The 26,273-nt window shown below is 43.8% G+C and carries 25 protein-coding genes; 14 read left to right on the top strand and 11 right to left on the bottom strand.

Annotated elements, in window-relative coordinates; translation table 11 throughout:
* Positions 1–84 precede the first annotated feature (84 nt).
* Positions 85–843 (bottom strand): sulfate transporter CysZ, encoded by a 759-nt coding sequence (gene cysZ, locus MSG35_RS14495; RefSeq protein ID WP_248384401.1) that lies wholly within the window; start codon positions 841–843, stop codon positions 85–87.
* Positions 844–1,072: 229 nt separating this feature from the next.
* Here cysZ and zipA point away from each other — a divergent pair, with 229 nt between their 5' ends.
* The 5 genes from zipA (at position 1,073) to cueR (ending at position 7,283) form a co-directional block, all read left to right on the top strand.
* Positions 1,073–2,116 carry a cell division protein ZipA gene (gene zipA / locus MSG35_RS14490; RefSeq protein ID WP_248384399.1) on the top strand — a complete coding sequence of 348 codons (1,044 nt, stop codon included), beginning with the start codon at positions 1,073–1,075 and terminating at the stop codon, positions 2,114–2,116.
* Between the two features lie 92 nt (positions 2,117–2,208).
* Positions 2,209–4,221, top strand: a complete 2,013-nt coding sequence (gene ligA, locus MSG35_RS14485; RefSeq protein ID WP_248384397.1) for an NAD-dependent DNA ligase LigA — start codon at positions 2,209–2,211, stop codon at positions 4,219–4,221.
* Positions 4,222–4,746: 525 nt separating this feature from the next.
* Positions 4,747–5,895, top strand: a complete 1,149-nt coding sequence (locus MSG35_RS14480; protein WP_248384395.1) for a porin — start codon at positions 4,747–4,749, stop codon at positions 5,893–5,895.
* Between the two features lie 98 nt (positions 5,896–5,993).
* Positions 5,994–6,797, top strand: a complete 804-nt coding sequence (locus MSG35_RS14475; RefSeq protein ID WP_248384394.1) for a DUF2057 family protein — start codon at positions 5,994–5,996, stop codon at positions 6,795–6,797.
* A 93-nt stretch (positions 6,798–6,890) separates the two neighbouring features.
* On the top strand, positions 6,891–7,283 hold the full coding sequence (gene cueR, locus MSG35_RS14470; RefSeq protein ID WP_048606508.1) for a Cu(I)-responsive transcriptional regulator: 393 nt from the start codon (positions 6,891–6,893) through the stop codon (positions 7,281–7,283).
* A gap of 563 nt (positions 7,284–7,846) precedes the next feature.
* On the opposite strand, the gene MSG35_RS14465 is transcribed toward cueR, so the two are convergent.
* The 5 genes from MSG35_RS14465 to MSG35_RS14445 all read right to left on the bottom strand — a co-directional run bounded on the left by MSG35_RS14465 (position 7,847) and on the right by MSG35_RS14445 (position 12,463).
* Complete coding sequence (locus tag MSG35_RS14465) at positions 7,847–8,296, bottom strand: NfeD family protein (RefSeq protein WP_248384393.1); 450 nt, start codon at positions 8,294–8,296, stop codon at positions 7,847–7,849.
* A 3-nt stretch (positions 8,297–8,299) separates the two neighbouring features.
* Positions 8,300–9,229, bottom strand: coding sequence for an SPFH domain-containing protein (locus MSG35_RS14460; RefSeq protein WP_017063395.1), 930 nt, complete (start codon positions 9,227–9,229; stop codon positions 8,300–8,302).
* Positions 9,230–9,426: 197 nt separating this feature from the next.
* A complete protein-coding gene (locus MSG35_RS14455) occupies positions 9,427–10,281 on the bottom strand; it encodes a co-chaperone YbbN (protein WP_248384391.1) in 855 nt (284 codons plus the stop codon).
* 396 nt (positions 10,282–10,677) lie between these two features.
* Positions 10,678–11,505 (bottom strand): SDR family oxidoreductase, encoded by an 828-nt coding sequence (locus MSG35_RS14450; protein ID WP_248384390.1) that lies wholly within the window; start codon positions 11,503–11,505, stop codon positions 10,678–10,680.
* 43 nt (positions 11,506–11,548) lie between these two features.
* Positions 11,549–12,463 carry a TIGR01777 family oxidoreductase gene (locus MSG35_RS14445; protein WP_048606498.1) on the bottom strand — a complete coding sequence of 305 codons (915 nt, stop codon included), beginning with the start codon at positions 12,461–12,463 and terminating at the stop codon, positions 11,549–11,551.
* Between the two features lie 289 nt (positions 12,464–12,752).
* On the opposite strand from MSG35_RS14445, the gene MSG35_RS14440 reads away from it, so the two are divergent.
* From MSG35_RS14440 to yfcE, 5 genes are read left to right on the top strand one after another with little or no spacing between them, the layout of a single operon-like run.
* Positions 12,753–13,487: a DUF1538 domain-containing protein gene (locus MSG35_RS14440; RefSeq protein WP_081230915.1), complete on the top strand. Its 735-nt coding sequence runs from the start codon at positions 12,753–12,755 to the stop codon at positions 13,485–13,487.
* The gene (locus MSG35_RS14435) at positions 13,484–14,278 is read left to right on the top strand and encodes a DUF1538 domain-containing protein (RefSeq protein ID WP_248384388.1); all 795 of its coding nucleotides are present in this window, start codon (positions 13,484–13,486) and stop codon (positions 14,276–14,278) included. Before MSG35_RS14440 ends, MSG35_RS14435 begins: the two co-directional genes overlap by 4 nt.
* Positions 14,268–14,618, top strand: a complete 351-nt coding sequence (locus MSG35_RS14430) for a P-II family nitrogen regulator (RefSeq protein ID WP_017062207.1) — start codon at positions 14,268–14,270, stop codon at positions 14,616–14,618. The genes MSG35_RS14435 and MSG35_RS14430 overlap by 11 nt, the downstream gene beginning before the upstream one ends.
* On the top strand, positions 14,615–15,022 hold the full coding sequence (locus MSG35_RS14425) for a CBS domain-containing protein (protein WP_059019918.1): 408 nt from the start codon (positions 14,615–14,617) through the stop codon (positions 15,020–15,022). The genes MSG35_RS14430 and MSG35_RS14425 overlap by 4 nt, the downstream gene beginning before the upstream one ends.
* Positions 15,023–15,069: 47 nt before the next feature.
* Complete coding sequence (yfcE, locus tag MSG35_RS14420; protein WP_017068995.1) at positions 15,070–15,615, top strand: phosphodiesterase; 546 nt, start codon at positions 15,070–15,072, stop codon at positions 15,613–15,615.
* A 25-nt stretch (positions 15,616–15,640) separates the two neighbouring features.
* On the opposite strand, the gene MSG35_RS14415 is transcribed toward yfcE, so the two are convergent.
* The 3 genes from MSG35_RS14415 to MSG35_RS14405 all read right to left on the bottom strand — a co-directional run bounded on the left by MSG35_RS14415 (position 15,641) and on the right by MSG35_RS14405 (position 17,524).
* A complete protein-coding gene (locus MSG35_RS14415; protein ID WP_048617826.1) occupies positions 15,641–15,961 on the bottom strand; it encodes a SelT/SelW/SelH family protein in 321 nt (106 codons plus the stop codon).
* Positions 15,962–16,095: 134 nt separating this feature from the next.
* Positions 16,096–16,611 (bottom strand): regulatory protein ToxS, encoded by a 516-nt coding sequence (locus MSG35_RS14410; protein ID WP_017066005.1) that lies wholly within the window; start codon positions 16,609–16,611, stop codon positions 16,096–16,098.
* Position 16,612: 1 nt separating this feature from the next.
* Positions 16,613–17,524, bottom strand: coding sequence for a transcriptional regulator (locus MSG35_RS14405; RefSeq protein WP_086970638.1), 912 nt, complete (start codon positions 17,522–17,524; stop codon positions 16,613–16,615).
* Between the two features lie 270 nt (positions 17,525–17,794).
* Between MSG35_RS14405 and htpG the strand changes: the two genes are divergently transcribed.
* The 3 genes from htpG to hemH all read left to right on the top strand — a co-directional run bounded on the left by htpG (position 17,795) and on the right by hemH (position 21,972).
* Positions 17,795–19,699: a molecular chaperone HtpG gene (gene htpG / locus MSG35_RS14400; protein WP_086970636.1), complete on the top strand. Its 1,905-nt coding sequence runs from the start codon at positions 17,795–17,797 to the stop codon at positions 19,697–19,699.
* A gap of 388 nt (positions 19,700–20,087) precedes the next feature.
* Positions 20,088–20,732, top strand: coding sequence for an adenylate kinase (gene adk, locus MSG35_RS14395; RefSeq protein WP_017629608.1), 645 nt, complete (start codon positions 20,088–20,090; stop codon positions 20,730–20,732).
* A 277-nt stretch (positions 20,733–21,009) separates the two neighbouring features.
* Entirely contained in the window at positions 21,010–21,972 is a 963-nt protein-coding gene (hemH, locus tag MSG35_RS14390) for a ferrochelatase (RefSeq protein ID WP_086970635.1), read from the top strand.
* A 123-nt stretch (positions 21,973–22,095) separates the two neighbouring features.
* Here hemH and MSG35_RS14385 read toward each other — a convergent pair whose 3' ends face one another.
* On the bottom strand, positions 22,096–23,493 hold the full coding sequence (locus MSG35_RS14385; RefSeq protein ID WP_017062198.1) for a peptide MFS transporter: 1,398 nt from the start codon (positions 23,491–23,493) through the stop codon (positions 22,096–22,098).
* Between the two features lie 501 nt (positions 23,494–23,994).
* Between MSG35_RS14385 and rfaH the strand changes: the two genes are divergently transcribed.
* Complete coding sequence (rfaH, locus tag MSG35_RS14380; protein ID WP_248384387.1) at positions 23,995–24,501, top strand: transcription/translation regulatory transformer protein RfaH; 507 nt, start codon at positions 23,995–23,997, stop codon at positions 24,499–24,501.
* A 79-nt stretch (positions 24,502–24,580) separates the two neighbouring features.
* Here the strand turns inward: rfaH and asnB are convergent, their stop codons facing one another.
* The gene (gene asnB / locus MSG35_RS14375) at positions 24,581–26,251 is read right to left on the bottom strand and encodes an asparagine synthase B (RefSeq protein WP_017062196.1); all 1,671 of its coding nucleotides are present in this window, start codon (positions 26,249–26,251) and stop codon (positions 24,581–24,583) included.
* Between the last annotated feature and the right edge of the window lie 22 nt (positions 26,252–26,273).

Raw genomic sequence — 26,273 nt, 5'->3', positions numbered from 1 at the left:
ATAGATATGTAGCAGAATTCACGCCTATCTTTATTGAAATCAGAACTTCAAAAAGATAGGCGAAGCTAGGAAGTATAGGCAGGGTTATAGACGAGAGCGCAGAGCTTGGTCTTTAAACTCAGCAACCCACATTGCCGTCGCGCCGCAAACGGCAACGGGCATTACGATCAGGTTTAGAATTGGAATTGTGGTGAACACAGAAACAAGCGCACCAAAGCTGTAGCTCTTGCCTTGTTTTTGTTTCAAATTGTTTCTCATGTCATCAAACTTGATTTTATGGTTATCGAACGGGTAGTCAGCATATTGAATCGCTAACATCCATGCTGTGAAGATGAACCATAAAAACGGTGCAACGGTTTGCCCTAGTGCTGGAATTAACAAAAGTAGGAATAAACCGATCGCTTTTGGCAGAATGTAGACAAGCTTGCGCCATTCTCTCGCTAATATACGTGGGGTATCTTTGAGAACATCAAGTAAACCATCGTCATTAACTTTTTTACCACTCAACAACTCTTCAACTTTTTCCGCGAGTAAACCGTTGAATGGTGCGGCAATGAAGTTAGCGAGCGTACTAAAGAAATACGAGAATGTGGCCAAGACGGTTAACACAAGTAATGGCCATAAAATGTATGACAACCACGACAAGAAGTTTGGCAATGCACCAATCCAACCTTCAATCCAAGTGTTTAGGTTGGAGAAGATATAAAACAAGGCACCACCAACGAGTAACACGTTCGCGATAAGTGGCATTAGTACAAACTTACGAATGCTCGGTGATAAAGCGATTTTTATTCCGAAAATAAAATAGCCAAAGCCGGAGCGGGGAACAGATTCAATAGTCATATTTAAATTAGGTCACATGTGAATTTGGTTAAATAGCAAACATGTCTAGTGTACTCGACCGAAATTAAGAAAAAAAGCGTGGTGAAAATCACACCATGTAAGGAACTAATTGTATTAAGTTGTTCTAAAACAGTGGCTACTTTTGATAGAGTAGTGAGATTAGCCAAATTAACCCAACTTAGTGACAGCGTGTTTATAGCTAGTTGACTAAGAAAGCTGAGAGCGAAAAATGCAGGAATTGCGATTTGTACTCATTATTGTTGGCGCATTAGCTATCGCCGCATTATTGTTCCATGGTCTATGGACGAGTAAAAAAGAAGGGAAAGCAAAGTTTGGAGATAAGCCGCTCGGTAAGCTTGATAATGACAGCTTAGATGAAGCAGAAACTATTCCAAACCGTTCATTCGCCCCAGAAGATGATTTTGAGATAATCCGAAAAGAACGTAAAGAGCCGGATTTTGCTATTTCACCCTCTGAGACTGATCCGCTGATCGACTCAGATCCGCTAACAGCGCCACAAGCGAAAGAAGCTTACGAAGATGACATCGAATTAAATGATCTTCCTTCTTTCAGCGTAGAAGACCCAATTAAGGTTGAAAGTGAACCTGAAGTGATTGAGGAAGAGAAGGTCGTTGAACCTGAAGTTCCAAGCTTTGAGTTGACTGACGAGCAAAAAGAAAACCATGCAGGCTTTAAAGAGCAGTACGGTTCGTTTGAAGAACCTTCTGAGACAGTTGATGAGCCACTCGTTCCAAACGAAACGCTTACTCAACGAGAGCCAGTTGTTGCGAAAGAAGTCGTGACTCCACAAAGCGCGCCTGTTGAAGAAGCAAAACCAGATGAAGAACTTGGTTTAGAAGTGATCGTTCTTAATGTTCACTGTGCTGGAGAGCTCCCATTCGTGGGCACTGAGCTTTTCCGCAGCATGGAAAACAACGGTCTAACTTATGGTGAGATGTCTATCTACCACTGCTTTGCACAATCTACAGACGCACCAAAGGTTATTTTCAGCGTAGCAAACATGATGCAGCCAGGAACACTAGAACACGACGATCCTGCTGACTTCACGACTAAAGGCATTTCGTTCTTTATGACGTTGCCTTGTTATGGTCAAGCTGATCAAAACTTCAATGTGATGCTGAGTGCGGCGCAGAAAATTGCCGACGATATGGGTGGAAACGTGTTGGATGAGTCACGCAACTTAATGACACCAAACCGTTTATCTGACTACCGCAAGCAAATCAGAGACTTTATGACGGCATCGAATGCCTAGCCGTATTGTTTAGCCTTGTAAATAATCTATATTTATAGAAAAGGGCTCCTAAGGGAGCCCTTTTTGATATTTCAATCACGACAGAGAATGATATGAAAGAATCGATTCAAGTTACCTTAGAGCAGTTAAGAGAAACTCTGCATTATCACGCCGTTCGTTATTACGTAGAAGATAGCCCTGAGATCCCTGATGTCGAGTACGATCGATTAATGCAGCAATTGCTAAAGATCGAAGAAGAGAACCCTGAGCTAGTGACGGTAGATTCTCCGAGCCAACGCGTTGGTGGTCAGCCTCTCGATGGTTTCACCCAAGTGACTCATGAGATCCCAATGCTTTCTCTGGACAATGCTTTCTCTGATGAAGATTTGGGTGCGTTCAATAAGCGAATGTCTGATAGAGCGCCAACCGCAAACCTCAAGACTTTCTGTTGTGAACCTAAGCTTGATGGCCTTGCAGTTAGCTTGCTCTATGTGAATGGTACTTTAGTTCAGGCTGCGACACGTGGTGACGGTGCGACGGGTGAAAACATCACTGAAAACGTGCGTACGATCAGCTCTATCCCACTTAAGTTACAAGGTGAAGGCTGGCCGCAGCGTATTGAAGTTCGTGGCGAAGTGTTTATGCCCAAAGCGGGTTTCGATAAGTTGAATGAGATGGCGTTGAAGAAAGGCGAGAAAGTCTTTGTTAACCCACGTAATGCCGCTGCAGGTAGCCTGCGTCAGCTTGATTCTCGTATTACTGCGAAACGTCCGCTAGCTTTTTACGCATACAGTGTCGGTGTTGTACAAGGCGCTGAGCTATCAAATAGTCACTACCAACGCTTTTTACAGCTTAAAGGTTGGGGCTTACCTATGTGTCCTGAGACCAAGCAACTAAGCTCTCTTGAAGACGTGAAAGCCTATTACCAAGACATTATGACTCGTCGTGATGCGTTGGCTTACGAGATTGATGGCGTTGTTATCAAAGTCGACGATATCGCGGCTCAAGAAGTGCTTGGCTTTGTTGCACGAGCACCACGTTGGGCAATTGCTTATAAGTTCCCAGCTCAAGAAGAGATTACCCTGCTCAATGATGTTGAGTTTCAGGTGGGCCGTACTGGCGCTATTACGCCGGTTGCTAAACTAGAACCTATCTTCGTAGGCGGCGTGACGGTTAGTAATGCCACCCTTCACAATGCCGATGAGATTGCGCGTTTAGGCGTGAAGGTAGGCGACAGCGTTATTATTCGCCGTGCAGGTGACGTTATTCCGCAAATTGTGGCTGTTGTACAAGATCGTCGCCCTGAAACGGCTAGAGACATTGTTTTCCCTGATGCTTGCCCTGTATGTAACTCTGCAGTAGAACGCGTTGAAGGCGAGGCTGTAGCGCGTTGTACAGGCGGTTTAGTATGTCAGGCGCAGCGTAAAGAAGCGCTTAAGCACTTTGTATCAAGAAAGGCATTGGATGTTGATGGTCTTGGTGTAAAGGTGATAGAGCAGCTTGTAGACCGTGAAATGGTAGAAACGCCTGCTGACTTGTTTAAGCTCAGCGCGGGCGTGATCACAGTTCTTGATCGTATGGGGCCTAAATCGGCGCAAAATGTAGTGAGTGCGCTTAATAAAGCCAAAGACACAACACTGGCACGTTTCCTTTATTCGCTAGGTATTCGCGAAGTGGGTGAAGCAACTGCGATGAACTTAGCTCAACACTTCAAGACGCTGGAGTTGGTTCAAGCCGCAACGCATGAACAATTAGTTGAAGTGTCCGATATTGGTGACATCGTCGCTAGCCATATCACAAGCTTCTTTTCGCAAGAGAAAAACAGAGCGGTAGTCGATCAGCTGATAGAACTTGGCGTTAACTGGCCTGTCATCGAAGAAGCTGCGGATGACCAAGAGCTACCACTAGAAGGTAAGGTAGTTGTGTTAACAGGGTCACTTTCTCAACTGGGTCGAAGTGAAGCCAAAGCGGCGTTACAAGCATTAGGTGCGAAAGTGACGGGTAGTGTATCGAAGAAAACGGACATCTTGTTTGCCGGTGAAGCTGCGGGTTCTAAATTAACTAAAGCACAAGATTTAGGTATCGAAATAAGAACAGAAGAAGATCTAATAGCCCTTATTTCGTAAGTAAATACAGGTAAAAAAAGCTCAAAGGCACTCCTGACAAGGGAGTGCCTTTTTTGTTTCTGATATAAAAATGAGGGCTTTTTAATTGTTGAGAATTTTGTTCCTATACGAACTCTAAAATCAGGACAGTGATGCTGCTCAACATTAGTGAAATACCGTTATAGTTGTATCAAAAATGCGAGTCACTTCTATGTTTATAAGAATTACACCATAATAAGTAGTTGATATATATTGCTTTTATTATTTTTGGTTGTGAGCTTTGCAATTTGTCGATCTGGATCACTAAGTACCTACTAAATTTGCACCAACTCATATTTTTTTAGATGAAAATTAAGTTCTCATTGATCTTTTTGAGGGCGAAGTTAGTCTTAATGCCATGGATGCACACGATGTGCATAACCAGAAAGGAAATAGAGAATTCAGAGTTTAGGGTTCTCAAACAAGAAAAGGTATTTCTCTCTACGGCGGCCAACTTTAGGCGGGAAATATTCAAACAGCTATATCCATTTTTAGGAGTTTTATTCCATGGAAAACAAATTTTTCAAACGTACTCTACTAGGTGCATCCGTTGCACTTTTATCGACAGGCGTAATGGCGAAAGAAGTTGGTATCAACTCTGACTTTAACGTTGACGTCTACGGTGTTGCAGCTATCTCTGTAGTTAACTACAACACTACTGACAACAGAGACGACAGCTCAGGTTACGCTGTAGAGAATGAATCTCGTATCGGCTTCCGTGCTCATAAAGATATGTTTGATGATGTATTAATCACAATGCAAATCGAATCTGGCTACGTAGATAGCACAGACTGGTCTCATGGCGGTGTTTCAGGTGGTGTTCTAGGTTTCCGTGATACTTTCGTTGGTGCTTCTGGCTCTTGGGGTAACCTACGTGTGGGTCGTGTTCTTACGCCACTATACGAAATCGTCGATTGGCCATATTCTAACCCTGGTTTAGGTTCTGTATTCGATTGGGGCGGCATCAACGGTCACTACGATCGTCAATCTAACCAAGTACGTTACGATTCAGCTAAATTTGGTGGTTTCTCTTTTGCAGCTTCTGTTGGTCGTGATGATAACGACAACGGTGGCGGTGCAGCGACACGTGATGCGAACTTCGTTGGCGCAAGCGCTAAGTACAGCTTCGAAAAAATCACGTTTATGGCTGGTGTTGAATCTGGTACCCGCGTAGTTGCTGCTTCTGGTGGTGAGTACGTTACTGCTCAGGAAGAAATTAAAGACAGCGCTGGTAATGTTCTCCATAACCCTGGTGACATCTATAAAACTGATACTGTAGCTGGTTATGATGACGACACATTCGCTTACATCGTTGGCTTCGAAGCTAGTCTACCAGCAGGCTTTGGTATCGCGGCAGCGTTTAAAGGTGAAGAGCTAGACAACGGTATCCGTAAGCAAACACAAGATTCTTACTCTGTTATTGGTCAATACTGGAATGGTCCAATTGGTTTCAAATTGGGTTACGCAGCCAACTTAGAGTCTGAATTGAATGGTCAAAAAGAAGCTGGCTCAGATAGCAGCACTATTTCTGGTCAGTTAATGGCTGTTCATAACGGTTTCGTACCTTACCTACGTGTAGCGGGTCGTACTTTCTATAAAGATGGTGTTGAAGACACAGATATCGTAACTCGTATCGGTCTTGAATACGGTTTCTAAGCTAGAGTTTTCAGCTTAAACTGTTAAATAAAAATCAAAACGCTGGTAAATTTTGTTTACCAGCGTTTTTCCATAGTGAACATAAGGAATTAGTCATAATGAATAAAGTTAGTGTAGTTGTATTATCATTATTTTTGGGAGCTTGTAGTTCACTCGATTCAAAAAGTAATTTTGTAGACTCAGTGGCGGATGTGCAGCCTAAAGGTGGTTACATTCAAGTTACTGGACAATCTTATGTAGCGGAAAACAAAGCGAATGTCGGGGCTGACATCCTGAAATCGTCACTTTATTTTACATATAATAAAGAAGTAACACAGAACTCAGCTCCAGAATCTTCAATCACTATGGATGTGAGTTACTTCCAGAGCTATAAAGAGTACGAAACCGTTAGCTTTTTTGGTAAGACATTAGAGCTAGAAGAGAGACAAGTTCCAAGAGAAAGTTGCAGCGAACATTGTACAAAGACTCAATATATTAAATTCCCATTAAGCGACGCTGATATACAGCAAGCAAGAGAAAAGAACTTAGAGTTTACGCTTGATGGGCAAAACTCAGTTATGAGTACAACTTTCATTGTGCCGAAAGCGTATATCGACACAATTTATAATGGTGCAAATAATCATACGGCTATCGCTGTTGCTCCGGTTGCGGTACCTGTTGCGGCTGTAGTTACTGAAGAACCAAAAGCGTCTCAAGCTCAAGAGATGGTTAATTACTGGTATGGACAAGCGACAAAAGAAGAGCAATCTGCTGTGACGGATTGGGCATTCCAAAACCGTAAGAACGCGACGCCAGCATCACTAGAAGGCTCAAAAGAGATCGAAATGGTTTCATATTGGTTTAATAAGCTAGACAGTGAAGAAAAATCTCAAACTATGATTTGGCTGTTAGAGCAAGAGTAGGCTTCTAACGTAAGTCTCTAGCTATGTTTTTCAACCGCAGTATTGTATAACAACAGTACTGCGGTTTTTCATTTTAGGCTTACAGGTAAGATTGTGAATATTGGTGAAGTAGCGAAACGTGTTGGTACAACAGCGAAATCTATTCGTTTTTACGAAAGTAAAGGCATGATGAGTCCACCGCACCGATCAGAAAATGGTTACAGGCAATATGGCGAGATTCATATAGAACAGTTAGAGTTCGTATTGAGAGCTAAAATGGTTGGTTTCACTCTCGAAGAGTGTAAGTCACTTGTCGAGTTGGCAATGAATCCAAACAGAGAAAGCTACGAAGTAAAGAAGAAGGCCACTCAGAAGTTAGATGAAATAGAGTTGAAGCTTGCGGAGTTAAACAAGATGAAGGCTCAGCTACAATCTTGGGTACATGATTGCCCTGGAGATACTTCAACGGAATGCCCTATCTTGAATAATCTATCTGGCCGCAGTTAGGTTATTCCAGTTCTAAATAATCGTCAGGCAGCAATTACATTACTAGCCTGACTTTAATCACCTATCACAGCACCTTTCCGCCGTAATGTTTGCAGATCAACAGTGGTACATGAGTGACTGCGTTACCATCTGAACACTTAACAATCGGGCCCATGTTTCCGTTACCAGGAGACTGACTGCTCGCGAGAGCGCTTCCGAATGATAAGCTGAAAATTGCGGTTAGAATTATCAAAAAATGTCTCATAAAAACTCCATTAGGTTTATCTCTGATTGAGATAAATGAAAGTATGGACAAGGAAAGGAAAATTTCAAAAATTGGACGGACTTAACATTTTTAATAATTATAAATAAGCGAGAGTAAGGTTAACTATTCATATATATCTTGGGTAAGAAATCTGGCTTTCTTATACCTTTTTAGCTCAATCAAACTTTTTAGCTTTACGAAATAAGAACTTATTTTTTTTTCAATTCAATCTATCGCAATGATAATTCGAATATTATTAAGGTTCAAAAATAGAAAAAGCCTGCATTTATTGAAAATGCAGGTTTCATATAGCTCTTGTTTATAAAGGTTCTATTATTAGAACGATTCCGTCTAAAGCGACAATCTTAATTTCGGTTCCAGATGGAATATCTTGACTGGCCTTTGCTGACCAAGAAGAGTCACCGAACTTAATTCGACAGCCACCTTTCTTTATGTCTTCACTTAAAATAACGGTTTGACCTACTAGTTGTTTTTCTCTTTGGTTTAACTCTCGCCCTGCATCTGACTGCTTGTCATTAGACAGTTGTCTTCTCCACCACAACCAAGTGGTAATCAGAGAGAAGCTTGCAAAGGACAGCCATTGCATCTGCCAACCGATTGGTAGTGCGCCTAATAGGGCACCGACCAACATGGCAGATATGCCTATCCACAAAAAGTAACCAGCGGTTCCAATTAGCTCAAGCGCTAACAATGCTAGACCAAACGCTAACCAATGCCAGTGGTTTACTTGTTCTAGTAATTCGACCATAAGTTAGTCCTTACTACCTTTGTCATTCTTATGTGCAAACATCTCCGCGATACCTGCGACAGAACCCATAAGGCCAGTTGCTTCGAGTGGTAGCATGATGATCTTGCCGTTTTCAGCTTGGCCTATAGATTTCAATGCGTCGGTGTAACCTTGTGCAATAAAGTAATTGACCGCTTGCATGTCACCTTGAGCAATCGCCGTTGATACCATTTCTGTCGCTTTAGCTTCTGCTTCTGCGGCACGCTCACGGGCTTCTGCTTGCAATATTGCCGCTTGCTTTTCACCTTCTGCTTTCAGGATCTCTGATTGCTTGTGACCTTCTGCTTTCAAGATCTCAGCTTGTCGTACACCTTCTGCCTCTAGGATGTCAGCACGTTTATTACGCTCGGCTTTCATCTGGGCATTCATCGCAGCAGTAAGGTCTGCTGGTGGCTGTACGTCTTTAATTTCGATACGGGTGACTTTTACGCCCCAAGGGTTTGTCGCTTCATCAACGATGTTCAGTAGCTTGGTATTGATCATGTCGCGCTGGCTGAGCATCTCATCCAGTTCCATCGAGCCAAGTACAGTACGGATATTGGTGAGGGTTAAGTTACGGATCGCATGTTCAAGGTCATTAACTTCATAAGCTGCTTTAGGCGCGTCGATAACTTGAACAAAACACACCGCATCGATAACTACATTGGCGTTGTCTTTAGAGATGACCTCTTGTGCTGGGATGTCGAGAACACGCTCCATCATGCTGATGCGCTGTCCAACTTTATCAATAAATGGAATGATTAAGTTAAGACCTGGTTTAAGGGTGTGTGTGTATCGCCCGAAGCGTTCAACGGTCCAGTTGTTGCCTTGTGGGACGGTTTTTACGCCAGCGAAGATAAATAACAGTGCGACGGCAGTAAAGACGCCGATAGTAATCAAGGTATCAATAGGCATACAAAATCCTTTGCAAGTTTAAGTTTTTGATAGTTCAGTATTGATACTGGCTCATATTTAAATTCTGAGCAAATTTATAAACGAGAAATGGGCCATAAAATATTGATTTTATGGCCCATTTTATATTCTGTTATTCGATAAACTAATTGATTAAATTGTCAATTTTCGATGTTTAATCTACCGCTTTTTAGGTTTAACTAGTAAAGCAGAGAGTACAGTTGTCGACGGTACTTACTGGCAACTGGGTTACCTTGTCCAAGCGCACTCAAAATGTCCATGAACTCTTTCTTCATGTCACCATCGAGAGCATTAAGATCTTTGGCTAGGAAAGACCATAATAGATCCATAGCTTCTTCACTGCGGTTCACTTGGTGATATTGCAATGCTAATTCAGATGCTGTTTTAGCGTCGCTCGGATTTTGCTGAAGAGCGGCTTCTAATGCTTGTATTTCAGGGCTGTCTGCTGCTTGTTTATGAAGTTCAAGCTTTGCAACTAAGCCTTTGTAGTAGTTGTCTTGGTACTCAAGAGGGATAGTTGCTAGCTGAGTTTCAGCAAGGTCAAATTGTTGCGTTTCTAACAAACACTCTGCGATCGCCAGTTTTACTTCACCTTTATTCGTCAGCTCTGCTGGAAGTTGCTGCATTGCTGCTAGTGCTTGTGTGTGCTCGCCAGCTTGCATTTGCTCAAGCGCTTGGCGTAAAGCCAGTTCATCTTGGCTAGGAAGGTGCTTGCTTAGCATATCGACAATCGCTTCTATGCTTTGAGGGCCACCGAGTCCATCGACTGGCTGACCGTTAACAAACAGTGCAATAGTAGGCAGTGCTTGAACACCAAACTGGCTAGCAATAGCTTGCTCTTGTTCGCAATTGAGCAGGGCTAAGGTGAAGGCACCGTTGTATTGCTGAGTTAAAGTTTGCAGTTGAGGAATGACTTGGGCGCTCTCTTGGCTCATTGGTGCCCAAAAATGGATGAGTACAGGGGTCTGCATCGAACCTTCTAATACTTGACGAAAGTTCTGCTCATTAAGTTCAACAATATGCGGAGATTGCATTTACGTTCCTTGAGGTTTGTTTTGTGGATACGTTGCAAATATGGGGGGATTAGTCGGTAACTTCAAGATCTAACTCGGTTATCTCGGATAAAAATAACCAAAAATAGAAAAACGCTATGCTTCGATGTTGATAGAGTTGTTATCTCAACATGGAAGGCATAGCGTTATCATCGAGGTAGTCAGTGAGGCGTTGCGTGAGATATTCAAAACAGAATAAACAACGTAATAGCCAGACCCACACCTACCCAATTAAGGCGGTTTAAAGTCATGAGATTTCCAGAGTAGAACCATCAATTGGGAATAATTGATGGGATAGGATAATCATGACATCTTATTGTTACGGAAAAATTACATCGTTACATTAAAGTTTGCGACTCTGCATTCAAAGTTAGTAATTTATGCAGCTTTTCTCAAAATAGGGTCTAGCAAGCGACTCGGTAGGATCCTTTTCAATACCGCGAACACTTTAGTCGGGGTCGTAACTCGGTATCTTAGCTTGGGTTTGTCGGAGGTGAGAGCATGGAATACTGGTTCAATACAACTTTCTGGAGGTAGAACAAAAGCGTTATTCGATGATTCTTTTTCGAGTCGATCTTTTTGTTGTTGGTAAGCGTCTTGGTGAGCGCTGCCAGAAATGTTGATCCATTTATTGAACGCTTTCAGCGCATTGGTTCTAAATTGAGTCTCAATTGGCCCAGGTTGCAGTAATGAGATCTGTATACCACTGCCATGCAGTTCTAATCGTAAGGTATCTGTCCAACCCTCAATCGCGAATTTAGAAGCATTATAAGCACCACGATACTTCATGGCTGCAAAACCTAATACGGAACTGTTTTGTACGATTCGACCTTCGCCACGCTCGCGCATGTGCGGAAGGATCTGACAGACGAGATGATGCCAACCAAAGAAGTTGGTTTCGAATTGTTCTCTGAGCCCTTGGGTCGGTAAGTCTTCTAGCGCACCTGCTTGACCATAAGCACCGTTATTGAATAATCCATACAATCCATTAGGTGCGAGATCAATAGCAAGCTTGGCGCCATGCTCAATACTTTCTTGGTTGGAAAGATCTAATTGAATACAGGTGAGGCCTTCATCTTGAAGGCGTTGAACATCTTGTGGATCACGACAAGATGCAATGACATGAAAACCACGCTTTTGAAGTGCATGAGCACATGTATAGCCAATACCTGTTGAGCAACCGGTAATAAGAATCGACTTGTTCACACTTAATCCTTTATTAGAGTCTCTATCGCTCTAGGGTAAAGAATTAGTCTTGATGTTGTAACAAGTTTTTTAGTGCTGGCTCGATTCTTGAGTAACTAAAGATGAATCCCATCTCAGTTAGTTTCTTCGGCTTGGAGCGAATGCTGTCAAATAGCAAGCAAGATGATTCCCCCATTAGAATCGACATTGCCCATTTCGGCGTGAATAAGAAATGCGGTCGGCCTAATTGTTTCGCTAACGTGCTGCTGAACAGTTTGTTGGTCACAGGGTGAGGGGCACACATATTGAATTCCCCTTGAGCGTGAGGGATAGACAACAAGTGGTTGATGGCTCTCACCATATCGAGAATGTGAATCCATGGCATGTACTGCTCACCTGAACCTAGTGGACCACCGACGCCGAGTTTATAGGGCAATAACATCTTCTTGAGTGCGCCGCCATTCTCGCCGAGTACAACCCCTGTTCGCAGTAGTATCACGCGTGTACTTTCTGATTGTGCTCTCTTGGCTATCTCTTCCCAGTGGGCACAGACTTTATGAGGAAAGCTTTCATCTTCTACTTGCAGTGACTCGTCAAACGGGTGCTGCTGTTGATCGCCATAGTAGCCGACGGCTGAACCGCTAATAAAAGCGTGTGGCGGGTTGCTACTGGCATGAATTAGTTCGACCAGCTTTTCAGTGATGTGCCAGCGACTGTTACAGATCCTCTCTTTTTGCTCTGTACTCCAACGCTTATCGGCAATCGGTTCACCCGCGAGGTTGACCACCACATCAAAGTCATTGAGATCACTGAGCTCATCAAGGGATTGAATGTAATGAAGGTTGTTCTGGTTGAGGTGATTTAGGTTTTGCTTCGCATTTTCAGGACTCCGCGTCAGCAATGTCACGTCGTCAGTGTTCCAACTCTTGACCAATTCAGAGCCAATAAATCCAGTACCACCCGTTAACAATATCTTCATACCAATCTCCCTATTAAACATAATTATAGACATGGCTCGTTTTTAGTCGCCAATCAATACGAAAAAATCACTATAACGATCATAAGGTTTCAATCGTGTGATGCCCAAATTACGCCTTTTTCAATTTACAAAGGAGTGAAATTAAATTCATCAAGTCAGGATGTGTACCGTTATCACACTTATGCACTTTACTCGGATATGTTACCAACTGCGTAATATTTGTCACATAAGCAATGATAAGGATTTGCCATGATTATTATTAATTCATAACCAACGACAAGGAATTGCGATGACGGCGGTGCTTGCTTTGTTTCGGTCCATGTTAGGTAGCATGAGGGATCTATTGCCAATCGTGGCGGTAATCGCTTTCTTCCAGCTTGCTGTCTTACAAGAGCCACTTCCTCATCTTTTATCTATTCTGACTGGCTTAGTGCTCGTCGTTTTTGGACTCACTTTCTTTATCTTTGGCCTTGAAATGGGGCTGTTTCCGATTGGCGAATCGATGGCTCAAGCATTTGCTAGAAAGGGGAGTGTGTTCTGGTTATTGATCTTCGCTTTTTGTTTGGGTTTTGGTACCACCATAGCCGAGCCAGCGTTAACCGCAGTCGCTGCCGAAGCCGCAGAAGTGGCAGCTGAGGGAGGTGTAATCCCCAATACGTTAGATGAAATGGAGCAGTATGCCGATGGCCTGCGCTTTACTGTGGCACTGTCAGTCGGTATCGCTATTTTACTCGGTGTGCTGAGAATCTTAAAAGGTTGGCCAATCCAGTACATGATCATCGGTGGATATATTGGAGTGGTGGTGCTCACTGCATTTGCTCCGGAAAACATCATTGGAATTGCGTATGACTCTGGTGGAGTAACGACATCGACGATCACCGTCCCATTAGTAACTGCGTTAGGGGTGGGTTTAGCCTCGGCAATTAAAGGGCGTAATCCGATGATAGATGGTTTTGGGTTGATCGCGTTTGCTTCGTTGCTGCCGATGATGTTTGTCATGGTGTACGGGATGGTGGTGACATGATCAGTGCTCAACAATTTATCGACACCTTTCTCGGCACTGTAATGGATGTGCTCCCGATTGCGGTCATCATCTTCGGTTTTCAGTTGGCGGTATTACGAAAGCCTGTCAATAACCTAGCCAAAGTGCTCATCGGTTTCTTCTACGTCATCCTAGGTTTATCTCTATTCTTGATGGGGTTGGAACTCGCGTTGTTTCCTTTGGGGGAGACGATGGCAATGCAACTTACCGAGCCAAGCTTTTTGACTGAGTTTAAGATCAGTTCTGGTCTTGCTTTAGTTTGGTTTGATTATTACTGGGTCTATCTTTTCGCGTTTTGTATTGGTTTCAGCACCACGATAGCCGAGCCCTCTTTGATTGCTGTAGCGATTAAGGCAAATCAAGTTTCCGGTGGCAGTATCAGCGTCAATGGGTTGAGGATCGCCGTGGCATTGGGCGTTGCTATTGGTATCTCACTGGGTAGCTACCGTATCGTTGCGGGTGACCCGATCCATTATTACATCATTTTTGGTTATGTCGTCGTGGTCATTCAAACCTTTTACGCCCCCAAACTCATTATTCCATTGGCCTACGACTCGGGCGGTGTAACCACATCAACTGTGACAGTCCCTTTGGTGACAGCGCTCGGGCTTGGGCTTGCTTCAACCGTACCAGGACGAAACCCTGTCATTGATGGCTTTGGATTGATCGCCTTTGCCAGTTTATTTCCCATCATTTCAGTGATGGGCTATGCCCAAATAACACAATGGTTAAACCGTTTACACACCTCTAAGGAGAGCAAAGATGCGCTTTAAACTTATCTTAGCGTTTGTAGAAGAGAGCAAGACCGATACTGTGCTCGATGCCGCGCGTGATGCAGGCGCGACTGGAGCAACGGTGATTAACAACGCCAGAGGGCAAGGCTTAAACCAAAAAACCACCTTCTTTGGCTTAACGTTAGAGGTGCAAAAAGATGTGTTGCTGTTTGTGGTTGAGGAACACTTAGCTCGGCATATTCTCGAAACTATTGGCGAAGTCGGTGAGTTTGACCAAGAGTCAGGACAAGGTATAGCGGTGCAGATCGATATCGAAGATGCAGTCGGGGTAGCGCATCAAGTCGAGACATTAACTAAGGTTGTGGAGGATGAGTTATGAGTACCAGTGAAAAAATCCGAGTAGGTGATGTCATGGCCAATACGTACGTGATTATCGATGGGCTAACCACAGTGTTAGAAGCGATAGAGATGGCTAAGAAGCACAAAGTGAAAGCAATAATTGTCGATAAGCGCCACGAAGATGACGAATACGGCATCGTATTGATGAATGACATCGCCAAGAAAGTACTGGCTAAGAACCGCTCTCCGAAGCGAACTAATGTTTATGAGATCATGACTAAGCCAGCGCTAAGCGTGTCTGCTGAGATGAACGTAAAGTATTGCGCTCGCCTGTTTGAACGCTTTGGTATCAGTCGTGCGCCAGTAGTTAGTGATAACAAGATAGTCGGTATGGTTAGTTACAATAATATCGTGATCAACGGTATGGCGAGAGATGACGTGTAGCACTTAGATACGTACAATAGGCTCATAAATTTTATGGAGAAGTACGTGTGAAATTATTTTTTGCTTCAGACCTACACGGTTCGCTGCCAGCAACAGAAAAGGTATTAGAACTCTACCAAGCGTCTGGTGCGCAATATTTAGTTCTATTGGGTGACATTCTGAATCATGGACCAAGAAATCCGATTCCAGAAGGATACAACCCGCCGGCGGTTGCAGATAAGTTGAATGCGTTTTCTCAAGAGATCATTGCCGTTCGTGGTAACTGCGATAGCGAAGTGGATCAGATGTTGTTGTCTTTTCCAATGATGATGGATTACTCGTGGGTGCTATTAGAATCAGGTCAACGTATCTTCCTAACGCATGGCCATTTGTACAACACCAATAAACGCCCTGCGCTGAAGGCGGGCGATATCATTGCACACGGTCATACCCATATTCCTGTCGCCGAATACCAAGATGACATCTTTATCTTTAATCCTAGCTCGGTGACATTCCCACGAGAGGGACACGCAGCGAGCTATGGCATCTATGAAAACAATACCTTCAAAGTCATTAGCCTTGAAGGTGATGTTCTCGTGAGTGGCCAGCTTTAAATCATTGGATCGGCCGTGAAAGGGCTTATTTTGAGTCCACGTGGCCGAGATCTCTGTCTGGAGCAATGATGTTTCGCACTCTTTGCTTCAGAATCTTAGCTTCTGGAAAGCCGTCATCTGCTTTTCTTTCCCAAATCTGCACACCATTACAAAAGATTTCAAACCTGCCTCCTGTGTCTGGGTGTAAGCTCACTTGTTCAATTTCTTCGCTGAAGGTATGCAGTAGCTCTTGGCATAACCAACTAGAGCGAAGCATCCAATTGCATTGACGGCAATAGTGTATGGCGATTGTGGCTTTTGCTGCTGTTTCTTTCGCTGGCGCCAGGTTGGGTTGTTCCGTCTTCATGGTTAATCCTTAAAATGCTACATCCGTAATTTGATACCAACGGCTAACAAAAAAGGGGCTTCATGCCCCTTTTTCTATTGGTTTTCCGTGTCATGGTATTCAGCTATTCATAAACAGTAAATAGCGGTCCAATCTTAGTTTGAAAACAATACGGTAGAGCCATGATTTAAGCTAGTCAGTAGCAGTGCCTTCGGGTTAACGATGTCTATGCGGCGGCTTTGCTCTGCGTCCATCTTAATGACTTGAGTGATCAGCTCTAGCTGTTCTTCTGAAAAGTCTTGGCGCTGAGCCGAAGTCACATCTTTAAACTCCGTTGGCGAAACCAGTAAGTAGTTATCGTTAATATCCCACTGACCCGTTTCAGAGATGTTGATGACATTCGCAGGCTCAGTTTGATTACCGTAAAGTCTAACCACTGACATTCTTAAATATGTACCATTTGGTAGGTATTTCGCATTCGATGATAGTTCAACTCTACGAAGCGGGCCGATTGAGTCAGCTTGCTTGTTATCGCTAATCAGCGTCACCATTTTCGACTGCCACTCATGCTGAGTGAGCAAGCGCTCTACTTTTGCATCGCTGCCCCAATATAACCAACCACTCAAGAATGCAGATAGAACCAGTAAAATAATCGATACTTTTAATTTCATGTTACTGACCACCGTTACAAATGTCGTTTAGATCCGACTGATTTGCGTAAATTCTTAGGGTTACATTTTCGCTCGAGTAATCTTGCGGGTGAATGTAGTTGAGGGCTAGGTTATTGGTTTGTCCACCTGTCGCAATCACTTCAGTCGGCTTTAGCATGCCAGTGTGATTCGTGTTGTAACGTAATACACACTTCTCTATCGCTGGCAGCCAACTGCTGAGGTCTGGGTGGTTAACCGGTGATTGAACCTTTACGCCATCGACTTCAGCTAATGTTTTGAACTCGGACTCTGCCGGGTTGGTAAACGTTAAAACGAGAATCGGCATGATGAAAGCGGCAAGCAGCAACCAAAATGTTAGCCATTTATTGGTGCTTTTAGTCGGAGCCACAACAGGAGCGGTTGCTGGTTCTACAGCCACCTTGGTCTCTTGAACTCTTGCAATTGGCTCAGGTTCAACCGATTCCGTGATCGCATCTTCAGTCGCAGCAGGTGTTGTAAACGTTAGGATAGGCTCAACGTCATTTTCTGCAATTTCAGCGGCTACTGGCTGATCATTTGATGACAGTGGAGCAGAGCGCTCAACGGTCGCAATAAATTGGTAACCGCGCTTAGGTACTGTTTTTACGAATTCAGGAGATTTAGTCGAGTCTTTGAGCATCTTTCTCAGAGTCGATACGGCTTGCGTTAAGCTTGAGTCATCCACCTCAAAGCCTTGGTCTCGCCAAACATACTCATGCAATTCATTGCGAGTGATAACTTCATTGGGTCTTTCTGACAGCATCAGGAGAATGCGGCTTTCATTGCTACCAAGACGTACGACTTCACCGTCGCTCATTTGATCAACAAGTGAATTGCTGTTTGGGTCGAATACGAACCGCTGTGCGAGAATAAACTTTGTGCCGATATTGCTCATTGAATTCTTCTATTTTTGATTGTTTTGGGTGCGAAATAGACAAATCTCAGGTGAAGTTCCGTTAATTCTTCACCAAATCATGGCTTCTTTTATGTTCTTTTATATTTATCAGACTCAAGGATAATAAAAACAGATCAAAAAAACAGTGTTTTTATGATTTTTGACCTTGAATTTACATTTGTCATCCTCATGTTAATGAACAGAAGAGTGGCATCAAGTGTTACGCCCCTATGATTATTCAACATAAAGTATAGATGTTTTGGAGTAAAAATGAGCGAAACGGCAACGCAAAATAAAGAGACTCGTGGCTTTCAATCTGAAGTAAAACAACTACTTCATCTAATGATTCACTCACTGTATTCAAATAAAGAAATCTTTCTACGTGAGCTGATCTCTAACGCATCTGACGCGGCTGATAAGCTTCGTTTTCAAGCTCTATCGAACGGTGACCTTTACCAAGGTGATGCAGATCTAGGTGTAAAACTTTCATTCAACGCTGAAGCAAACACGTTAACCATTTCTGATAACGGTATCGGTATGAGCCGCGACAACGTTATTGAGCATTTAGGTACAATTGCTAAGTCAGGCACTGCAGACTTTTTCTCAAAGCTATCTGAAGACCAAAGCAAAGACTCTCAATTGATTGGTCAATTTGGTGTGGGTTTCTATTCTGCGTTCATCGTTGCTGACGCGGTAACGGTTCGCACTCGTGCGGCTGGCCTAGCAAACAATGAAGCCGTTCAATGGCACTCTGCTGGCGAAGGCGATTACACCATCGAAGACATCACTAAAGAATCTCGCGGTACTGACATCATTCTGCATATGCGTGAAGACGGTAAAGAGTTCTTAAACGAATGGCGCCTGCGTGAAGTGATTGGTAAGTACTCTGATCACATCGGTATCCCTGTTTCTATCTTCACAGCCGTGAAAGATGACGAAGGTAAAGACACCGAAGAGAAGCATTGGGAACAGATTAACAAGGCGCAAGCGCTTTGGACTCGTAACAAATCTGATATCGAGAAAGAAGAGTATCAAGAGTTCTACAAGCACGTATCTCACGACTTTGCTGATCCACTGACGTGGAGCCACAACAAGGTTGAAGGTAAGAACGACTACACAAGCTTGCTTTACATCCCAGCGAAAGCACCTTGGGACATGATGAACCGTGACCACAAGAGTGGCTTGAAACTTTACGTGCAGCGTGTATTCATCATGGATGACGCAGAGCAGTTCATGCCATCTTACATGCGTTTCGTTCGCGGCTTAATTGATTCAAACGATCTGCCTCTGAACGTGTCTCGTGAAATCCTGCAAGATAACAAGGTGACTCAGTCTCTTCGTGGTGCATGTACTAAGCGTGTACTGACTATGCTTGAGCGCATGGCGAAAAATGACAACGAGAAGTACCTAGAATTCTGGAAAGAGTTTGGCCTAGTTATGAAAGAAGGCCCAGCTGAAGACATGGCGAACAAAGAGAAGATCGCGGGTCTACTTCGTTTCTCATCAACGGAAGTGGACTCTGCTGAACAAACTATCAGCCTAGAATCTTACGTTGAGCGCATGAAAGAAGGCCAAGATAAGATCTATTACCTAACAGCAGATAGCTACGCTGCAGCTAAGAACAGCCCACACTTGGAGCAGTTCAAAGCAAAAGGTATTGAAGTGGTTCTAATGTACGATCGTATTGATGAGTACGTAATGAACTACCTAACTGACTTTGATGGCAAACAGTTCCAATCGATCACGAAAGCGGGCTTAGATCTAAGCAAGTTTGAAGGTGAAGAAGAGAAAGAGAAGCAGAAAGAGACTGAAGAAGAGTTCAAGTCTGTTGTAGAGCGCACTCAATCTTATCTTGGTGGTCGTGTTAAAGAAGTTCGCACAACATTCAAGCTAGCAACAACGCCGGCTGTTGTTGTGACTGACGACTTCGAAATGGGCACGCAAATGGCGAAGCTTCTTGAAGCTGCAGGTCAAGCGGCACCGGAAGTTAAGTACATCTTTGAGATCAACCCTGAGCACGCACTTGTCAAACAGATGGCTGATGAAGCTGATGAGCAAGCGTTTGGCCGTTGGGTTGAGTTGCTACTTGGTCAAGCGATGCTGGCTGAAAAGGGCTCAATGGAAGATCCGTCACAATTCTTGGGTGCAATCAACGAGCTACTGACAAAGCGTTAGTCTTTCGACTTTAGGTTAAGCCAACAATTGTAATAAAAAGCTCGCAAATGCGGGCTTTTTTTATGAACGTCGTTGAAAATTAATCTAACGTGGTCAACGTCACCGTTATCGTCACAACAAATGTTGTCGATGCATTCTTTAGTCGTAAATTCAGCAAAATTGAATATTAATGTGATAGAATGCTCGACCTAATCAGCTGGGGCTGTGAAGCGACCATCTCCAGTTGTATGATTTTTAAACGTTATACCGAAACTTACCGTTTTGCTTCTGTTCACAGTTTTGCTTAGCCTCAATGGTTACTTAACGCTTTCTGTTCATCCTAAAAATGAGCAAGAATGGAGGGATAGTGAGCTTCGGTATAAATCATAATTTTATAAGAGGATTAAACATGCGCATCATTCTTCTAGGTGCTCCTGGCGCGGGTAAAGGTACTCAAGCTAACTTCATCATGAACAAATTTGGTATCCCTCAAATTTCAACTGGTGACATGCTACGTGCTGCTATCAAAGCGGGTACTGAGCTTGGTAAGCAAGCAAAATCAGTAATCGACGCTGGTCAGCTAGTTTCTGATGAAATTATCCTTGGTCTTATCAAAGAGCGTATCGCTCAAGATGACTGTGAGAAAGGTTTCCTACTAGACGGTTTCCCACGCACAATCCCACAAGCTGATGGCCTAAAAGAAATGGGCATCGCTGTTGATTACGTTGTTGAATTCGACGTAGCTGACGATGTGATTGTTGAGCGTATGGCTGGTCGTCGTGCTCACCTTCCTTCAGGCCGTACATACCACACTGTGTACAACCCGCCTAAAGAAGAAGGTAAAGATGACGTAACTGGCGAAGAGCTAGTTGTACGTGATGACGACAAAGAAGAAACAGTTCGTGCACGTCTAGGCGTATACCACGATCAAACAGCTCCGCTTATCTCTTACTACGGTAAAGAAGCTGAAGTAGGTAACACTCAGTACCTTAAGTTTGACGGTACTAAGCAAGTTGCTGAAGTTAGTGCAGAACTTGAGAAAGCACTAGCATAATTGGCTAACAGCCAGTTTTAGAATTTGATATATTGGAAGCGACCTTAAGGGTCGCTTTTTTTGTTTCAATTTTTAGTACGATACCAATCTAGATAATTTGATTGCACATGATTCAGGACGGTTCAGACCCGATGGCAGTGGCTAGCAATTGAGAGTGGATGTTGTGTATCTCATATGAAGAATGATTATTCAGACTTTCATTGGGGCGCAATGATCTTAAACTTATGCAGATTAGTATATTACTTTCCAGAAAATCACATATTGGTCTCAGGTATCTATGGAAAATAATAAAAAGCAGGGCGTTTTACTGGTGAACTTAGGAACACCAGATTCGGCGACCCCAGCTGGCGTTCGTCGATTTTTGAGTGAATTCTTACACGACAAGCGAGTTGTAAACCTAACGCGTTGGCTTTGGTGTCCTATATTACATGGGGTGATTTTACCGATTCGTTCGCCTAAAGTTGCTAAGCTGTATCAGTCTGTCTGGATGGATGAAGGCTCACCACTGCTTGTGTACTCTCAAAGACAAGCTGAAAAGCTCCAGAAGAAGCTAGAGATGCCTGTTGCACTGGGTATGACCTATGGCAACCCAAGCCTAAAGACAGGTGTTGAACAGCTGATGGAGCAGGGCGTTGAGGACATCATCGTACTGCCTTTATATCCTCAGTACTCTGGCACAACCACAGCGGCGGTTTCTGATGGTTTAACCAAAGCCTTTAAGCAGATGCCAGTTATCCCGAGCTATCGCTTTATTCGCGACTACTACGCGCACCCAAGCTATGCAAAAGCATTGGCTGAAAGCGTTCGCAGTCATTGGGATAAAAATGGCAGAGCCGATCATTTAGTGTGTTCTTTCCACGGTATTCCGAAGCGACTGGCTGATGAAGGCGATATCTACCCTCAGCATTGTGAAGCGACAACAAAGCTGCTTGCGGCAGAGCTAGGTTTATCTGAAGAAGACATCACCATGACCTACCAATCGCGATTTGGTCGAGAAGAGTGGTTGAAGCCATACACTGACGAGACACTTGAATCACTGCCAAGCAAAGGTATCAAGAAGATCGATATCATGGCACCTGCCTTTTCGGTTGACTGTTTAGAAACGTTGGAAGAGATTTCAGACCAGTGTAAAGAGACTTTCATTGACGCTGGTGGTTCGGACTTTAGCTACATTATGTGTCTGAACGACAGAGACTCGCACATCGATATGATGGGAGAGTTAGTGGCGCTGTATCGCTAACAGATGCTGAGCCTTGATTACGACCTATCGTTAGCATTAAGGCGCATAATACAAATAACAAAAGGGCTGCTCATTGAGCAGCCCTTTTTGATCAGGATATTTGGTGTTGAAACAGCGTGAGAGTTAAGCCGCAGATGTTTCTGTTGCTTGCTTAGCTTTTGGCTCTGCTTCAAGCGTCATGTTGGTTTCTACGCCGTGCATCCATGACACAAGCTTACCAGCACAAAGCAGCAGTAATATGCCACTCACCGTTGCTGTGATAGCAATACCACTGAAGATAGACATAGCACCAAGCTCACCTACGTGAGAACCCACAAGGCCAGCCACGTAGTTTGCCACCGCATTGAAGCCAAACCATGCACCCATCATCAATGATGCTAGGCGAAGCGGAGCTAACTTAGTGACCAACGACAGGCCAATAGGAGATAGACAAAGCTCACCAAGGGTATGGAAGAAGAAAGCACCGACTAGCCATAGCATTGATGTTTTCACTGTTAGGTCGCCGCCTTGCTCCATTACCGCGCCCATCATGCACACAAAGCCCAGTGCTAAGAAGAACAATGCCATTGCAAACTTAACAGGAGAGTTGGGTTCACGTTTACCCAGTTTCACCCAGAACGCCGCAATGATTGGAGCAAGTGTAATGATGAAGAATGGGTTCAAAGATTGGAACCACGCAGCAGGAACTTCAAAGCCACCAATCATACGGTCAGTATATTGTTGAGTGTAGATGTTCATTAGGCCGCCAGCTTGTTCAAAGCCCGCCCAGAAAACAATCACGAACAGACCCATGATAAGAATCACTTTTAGTCTGTCGAACTCTTCTTTGGTTAGTGGCGCTTTTTCTTTAGATTTGTTCAGTGCTTTCGCTCGAGCAGCAGCAGGCACAGAACCGATGTTGCCTAACCAAGACTGAGCCATTGTCACTTGCATGATCAAGCTAATAACCATACCAATACCAGCGGCTAGGAAACCTGCTTTCCAACCGAATGAATCGACAGCAGCACCTGAAATTAAGCCACCAAGCAGTGCACCTAAGTTGATGCCCATGTAGAAAATGGTGAAAGCACCGTCACGGCGGTTATCGCCTTCTTGGTACAGATCACCAACCATGGTTGAGATGTTCGGCTTAAACATACCGTTACCGCTGATAAGCAGTGCTAAACCAAGGTACAGCGCGTTCACTTGGTCTAAACCGATGAAGCCGTTAGGGAGAGCCAGTGTAAATTGGCCAAGAGCCATTAATACACCGCCAATCAAAATTGATTTACGCTGACCTAGGTAGTTATCGGCAATCCAGCCACCAATTAATGGTGTGATGTAGACTAAACCGGTGTAAATACCGTAGAGATCGAGTGCGTCTTTCGTTGACCAACCCAGTCCACCGTTGAGGGTAGTGTCAGTCAAAAATAAGACAAGGATGGCACGCATCGCATAGTAAGAGAAACGTTCCCATAGCTCTGTGCTAAAAAGTAGAAATAGGCCTCTAGGGTGGCCAAAGATGTTGTGGTTGCTTGGCATAAGTTTTACTAATTTTAGGTATTAAAAGATTTTATAGTCATTCATGTATACACAGTGGGATAAAAGTCTGCAATAGACGTATTTTATGGTCACGACAACTTGTTCTGTATAAGGTGTTGATATTAAAGGGATTTACTTTTAATGTTGCCCATTTTAGATGTGCTGCAAACTAATTTTCCAGATTTGAGCTGGTTGGTTAATAACCTTTATTAAAGCTGTGTTGAATGAAAATCTTTAGATGCATTTCTCTGGTGTATCGTTTTGAGTTTAAAGGGAGTGGTGTGCTCATTAGGTGGGGCATACATATGCTTACAACAATGAGCCTTTTTATCTCCAAATGATCCCTGTACAATGCTTAACCACTCCGACACCTATAACTTTTTGTTGATAAATTGGTCTGCTACGCATTATTTTTCGTTAGCAACGATTCATTTTATTAATGGTGATTTAACCGTTTTAGGCATGTGGTAAAATATCTAAAAATATAAAATGGCTAGTCAAATGAAACGTTGGTATTTGCTTTACTGTAAGCGTGGTGATCAAAAACGCGCTCAGCAGCACTTAGAGAATCAGGGGGTAGAGTGCTTTTACCCTCAAATAGAAGTCGAAAAGGTGGTGAGAGGGAAAGAAAAGCAGGTCAAAGAACCGCTGTTTCCGTCTTACATCTTTGTTCGCTTCGACTATGAGCAAGGTCCTAGCTTCACGACCGTTCGTTCAACACGTGGCGTTGTGGACTTTATTAAGTTCGGTGCACGGCCGCACGAGGTCCAAGGAGACTTGGTGTTTGAGCTCAAAGAGTTTGAGAAGTGCTGCAGTAACGAAGTGGAAGATTGTTGTGTTGAGTTTGAATCTGGGCAGGTAGTCAAGATTCAGAGTGGCCAGTTTGCTGGGGTGGAAGCTATTTTCGACCAGAAAGACGGTGAGGCTCGATCGATTATGCTGGTGAAAATGATCAGCCAAGTCGTTCCAATCAGTATTGAGAACGAAGCACTACAAGCTCGCGCATAACTGTAGTAATAAAAAATAGGCTTAAAACAAAAGGCGCATAATGCGCCTTTTTTAGTCTTTAGGATTTGTTCAAAACGCTCTAAGCGTTGTAAGCATCGTTGTGAACGGCTTGTACTGCACGGCCTGATGGGTCGACACAGTTTTTGAATGACTCATCCCATTCAATCGCTTTCGCTGATGAACAAGCAACTGAAGGACCACCAGGTACACACTCTGCCGCAGATTCTAGAGGGAATAGTTCCTCAAAGATTTCACGGTAAGCATAACCTTCTTTGGTTGTTGGCGTGTTGTAAGGGAAACGGAACTTAGCAGCTTCCATTTGTTGATCCGTTACTTTTGCTTCAGCCGTTGCTTTCAATGTATCAATCCAATCGTAGCCAACACCATCAGAGAACTGCTCTTTTTGACGCCATGCGATTGAATCTGGTAGGTAGTCTTCAAAACACTCACGCAGGATGTGTTTCTCCATCTTACCGTTACCGCACATCTTATCTTCAGGGTTCAGACGCATTGCGACATCGATGAACTCTTTATCCAAGAATGGTACACGGCCTTCAACACCCCATGCCGCTAGCGATTTGTTTGCACGAGCACAGTCGAACATGCTTAGAGCAAGCAGTTTACGTACTGTCTCTTCGTGGAACTCTTTCGCGTTTGGCGCTTTATGGAAGTACAGGTAACCACCAAAGATTTCATCAGCACCTTCACCTGAAAGTACCATCTTGATGCCCATCGCTTTGATCTTACGAGCCAGCAAGTACATCGGAGTTGATGCACGAATCGTCGTTACATCGTAAGTTTCGATATGGTAGATAACGTCACGGATTGCGTCTAGGCCTTCCTGAATAGTGTAAGTCATCTCATGGTGCACAGTTCCGATCTTGTCCGCAACTTCACGAGCAGCGATAAGGTCTGGTGCGCCTTCAAGACCAACAGCGAACGAGTGCAGTTGTGGCCACCAAGCTTCAGATTGCTCATCATCTTCGATACGCATTGCAGCAAAGCGTTTTGCGACTGCTGAAGTAATTGATGAATCAAGGCCACCAGATAAAAGTACACCGTAAGGAACGTCAGTCATTAGTTGACGTTTAACCGCTGCTTCTAGCGCTTCAGTCAGTTCTTCTTTGCTTGTGCTGTTGCCTTGTACCGCAGCGTACTCGTTCCAATCGCGAATGTAGTAGCGTTGAGGTTCTGCATCTTTCGAAGAGTAGAAGCTACCAGGAGGGAACTCACTGATCGTCTTACATACTTCAACCAATGCTTTCATCTCTGAAGCCACGTAGTAGTTACCGTGCTCATCGTAACCTTGGTAAAGCGGGATAATACCAATATGGTCGCGGCCCACTAGGTACTCGTCTTTCTCTTCGTCGTATAAAACGAATGCGAAAATACCGTTAAGCTCTTCTAGAAGGTCTGCCCCCATCTCTTGGTATAGCGCTAGGATAACTTCACAGTCAGAATCAGTCTGGAACTGGTACTTATCTTCATAGCGTGCGCGAAGTTCTTTGTGGTTATAAATTTCACCGTTTACTGCAAGAATGTGCTTTTTGTCTTGGCTGTATAGTGGTTGAGCACCGCTGTTCAAGCCAACAATAGCAAGACGTTCATGAGCAAGGATTGCTTTTTCACCCGCATAGATACCAGACCAGTCTGGACCACGGTGACGAAGCTTTTTAGACATTTCTAAAGCAATAGGGCGAAGTGCTGCGGCATCACTTTTAATGTCGAGAATGCCAAATACTGAACACATAGAACTTCCTTTTAAATAATTT

It is taken from the genome of Vibrio sp. 1CM23M, assembly GCF_023161755.1.
Taxonomy (GTDB): Bacteria; Pseudomonadota; Gammaproteobacteria; order Enterobacterales; family Vibrionaceae; genus Vibrio; species Vibrio coralliirubri.
This window is presented reverse-complemented; position numbering and strand designations above follow the sequence as displayed.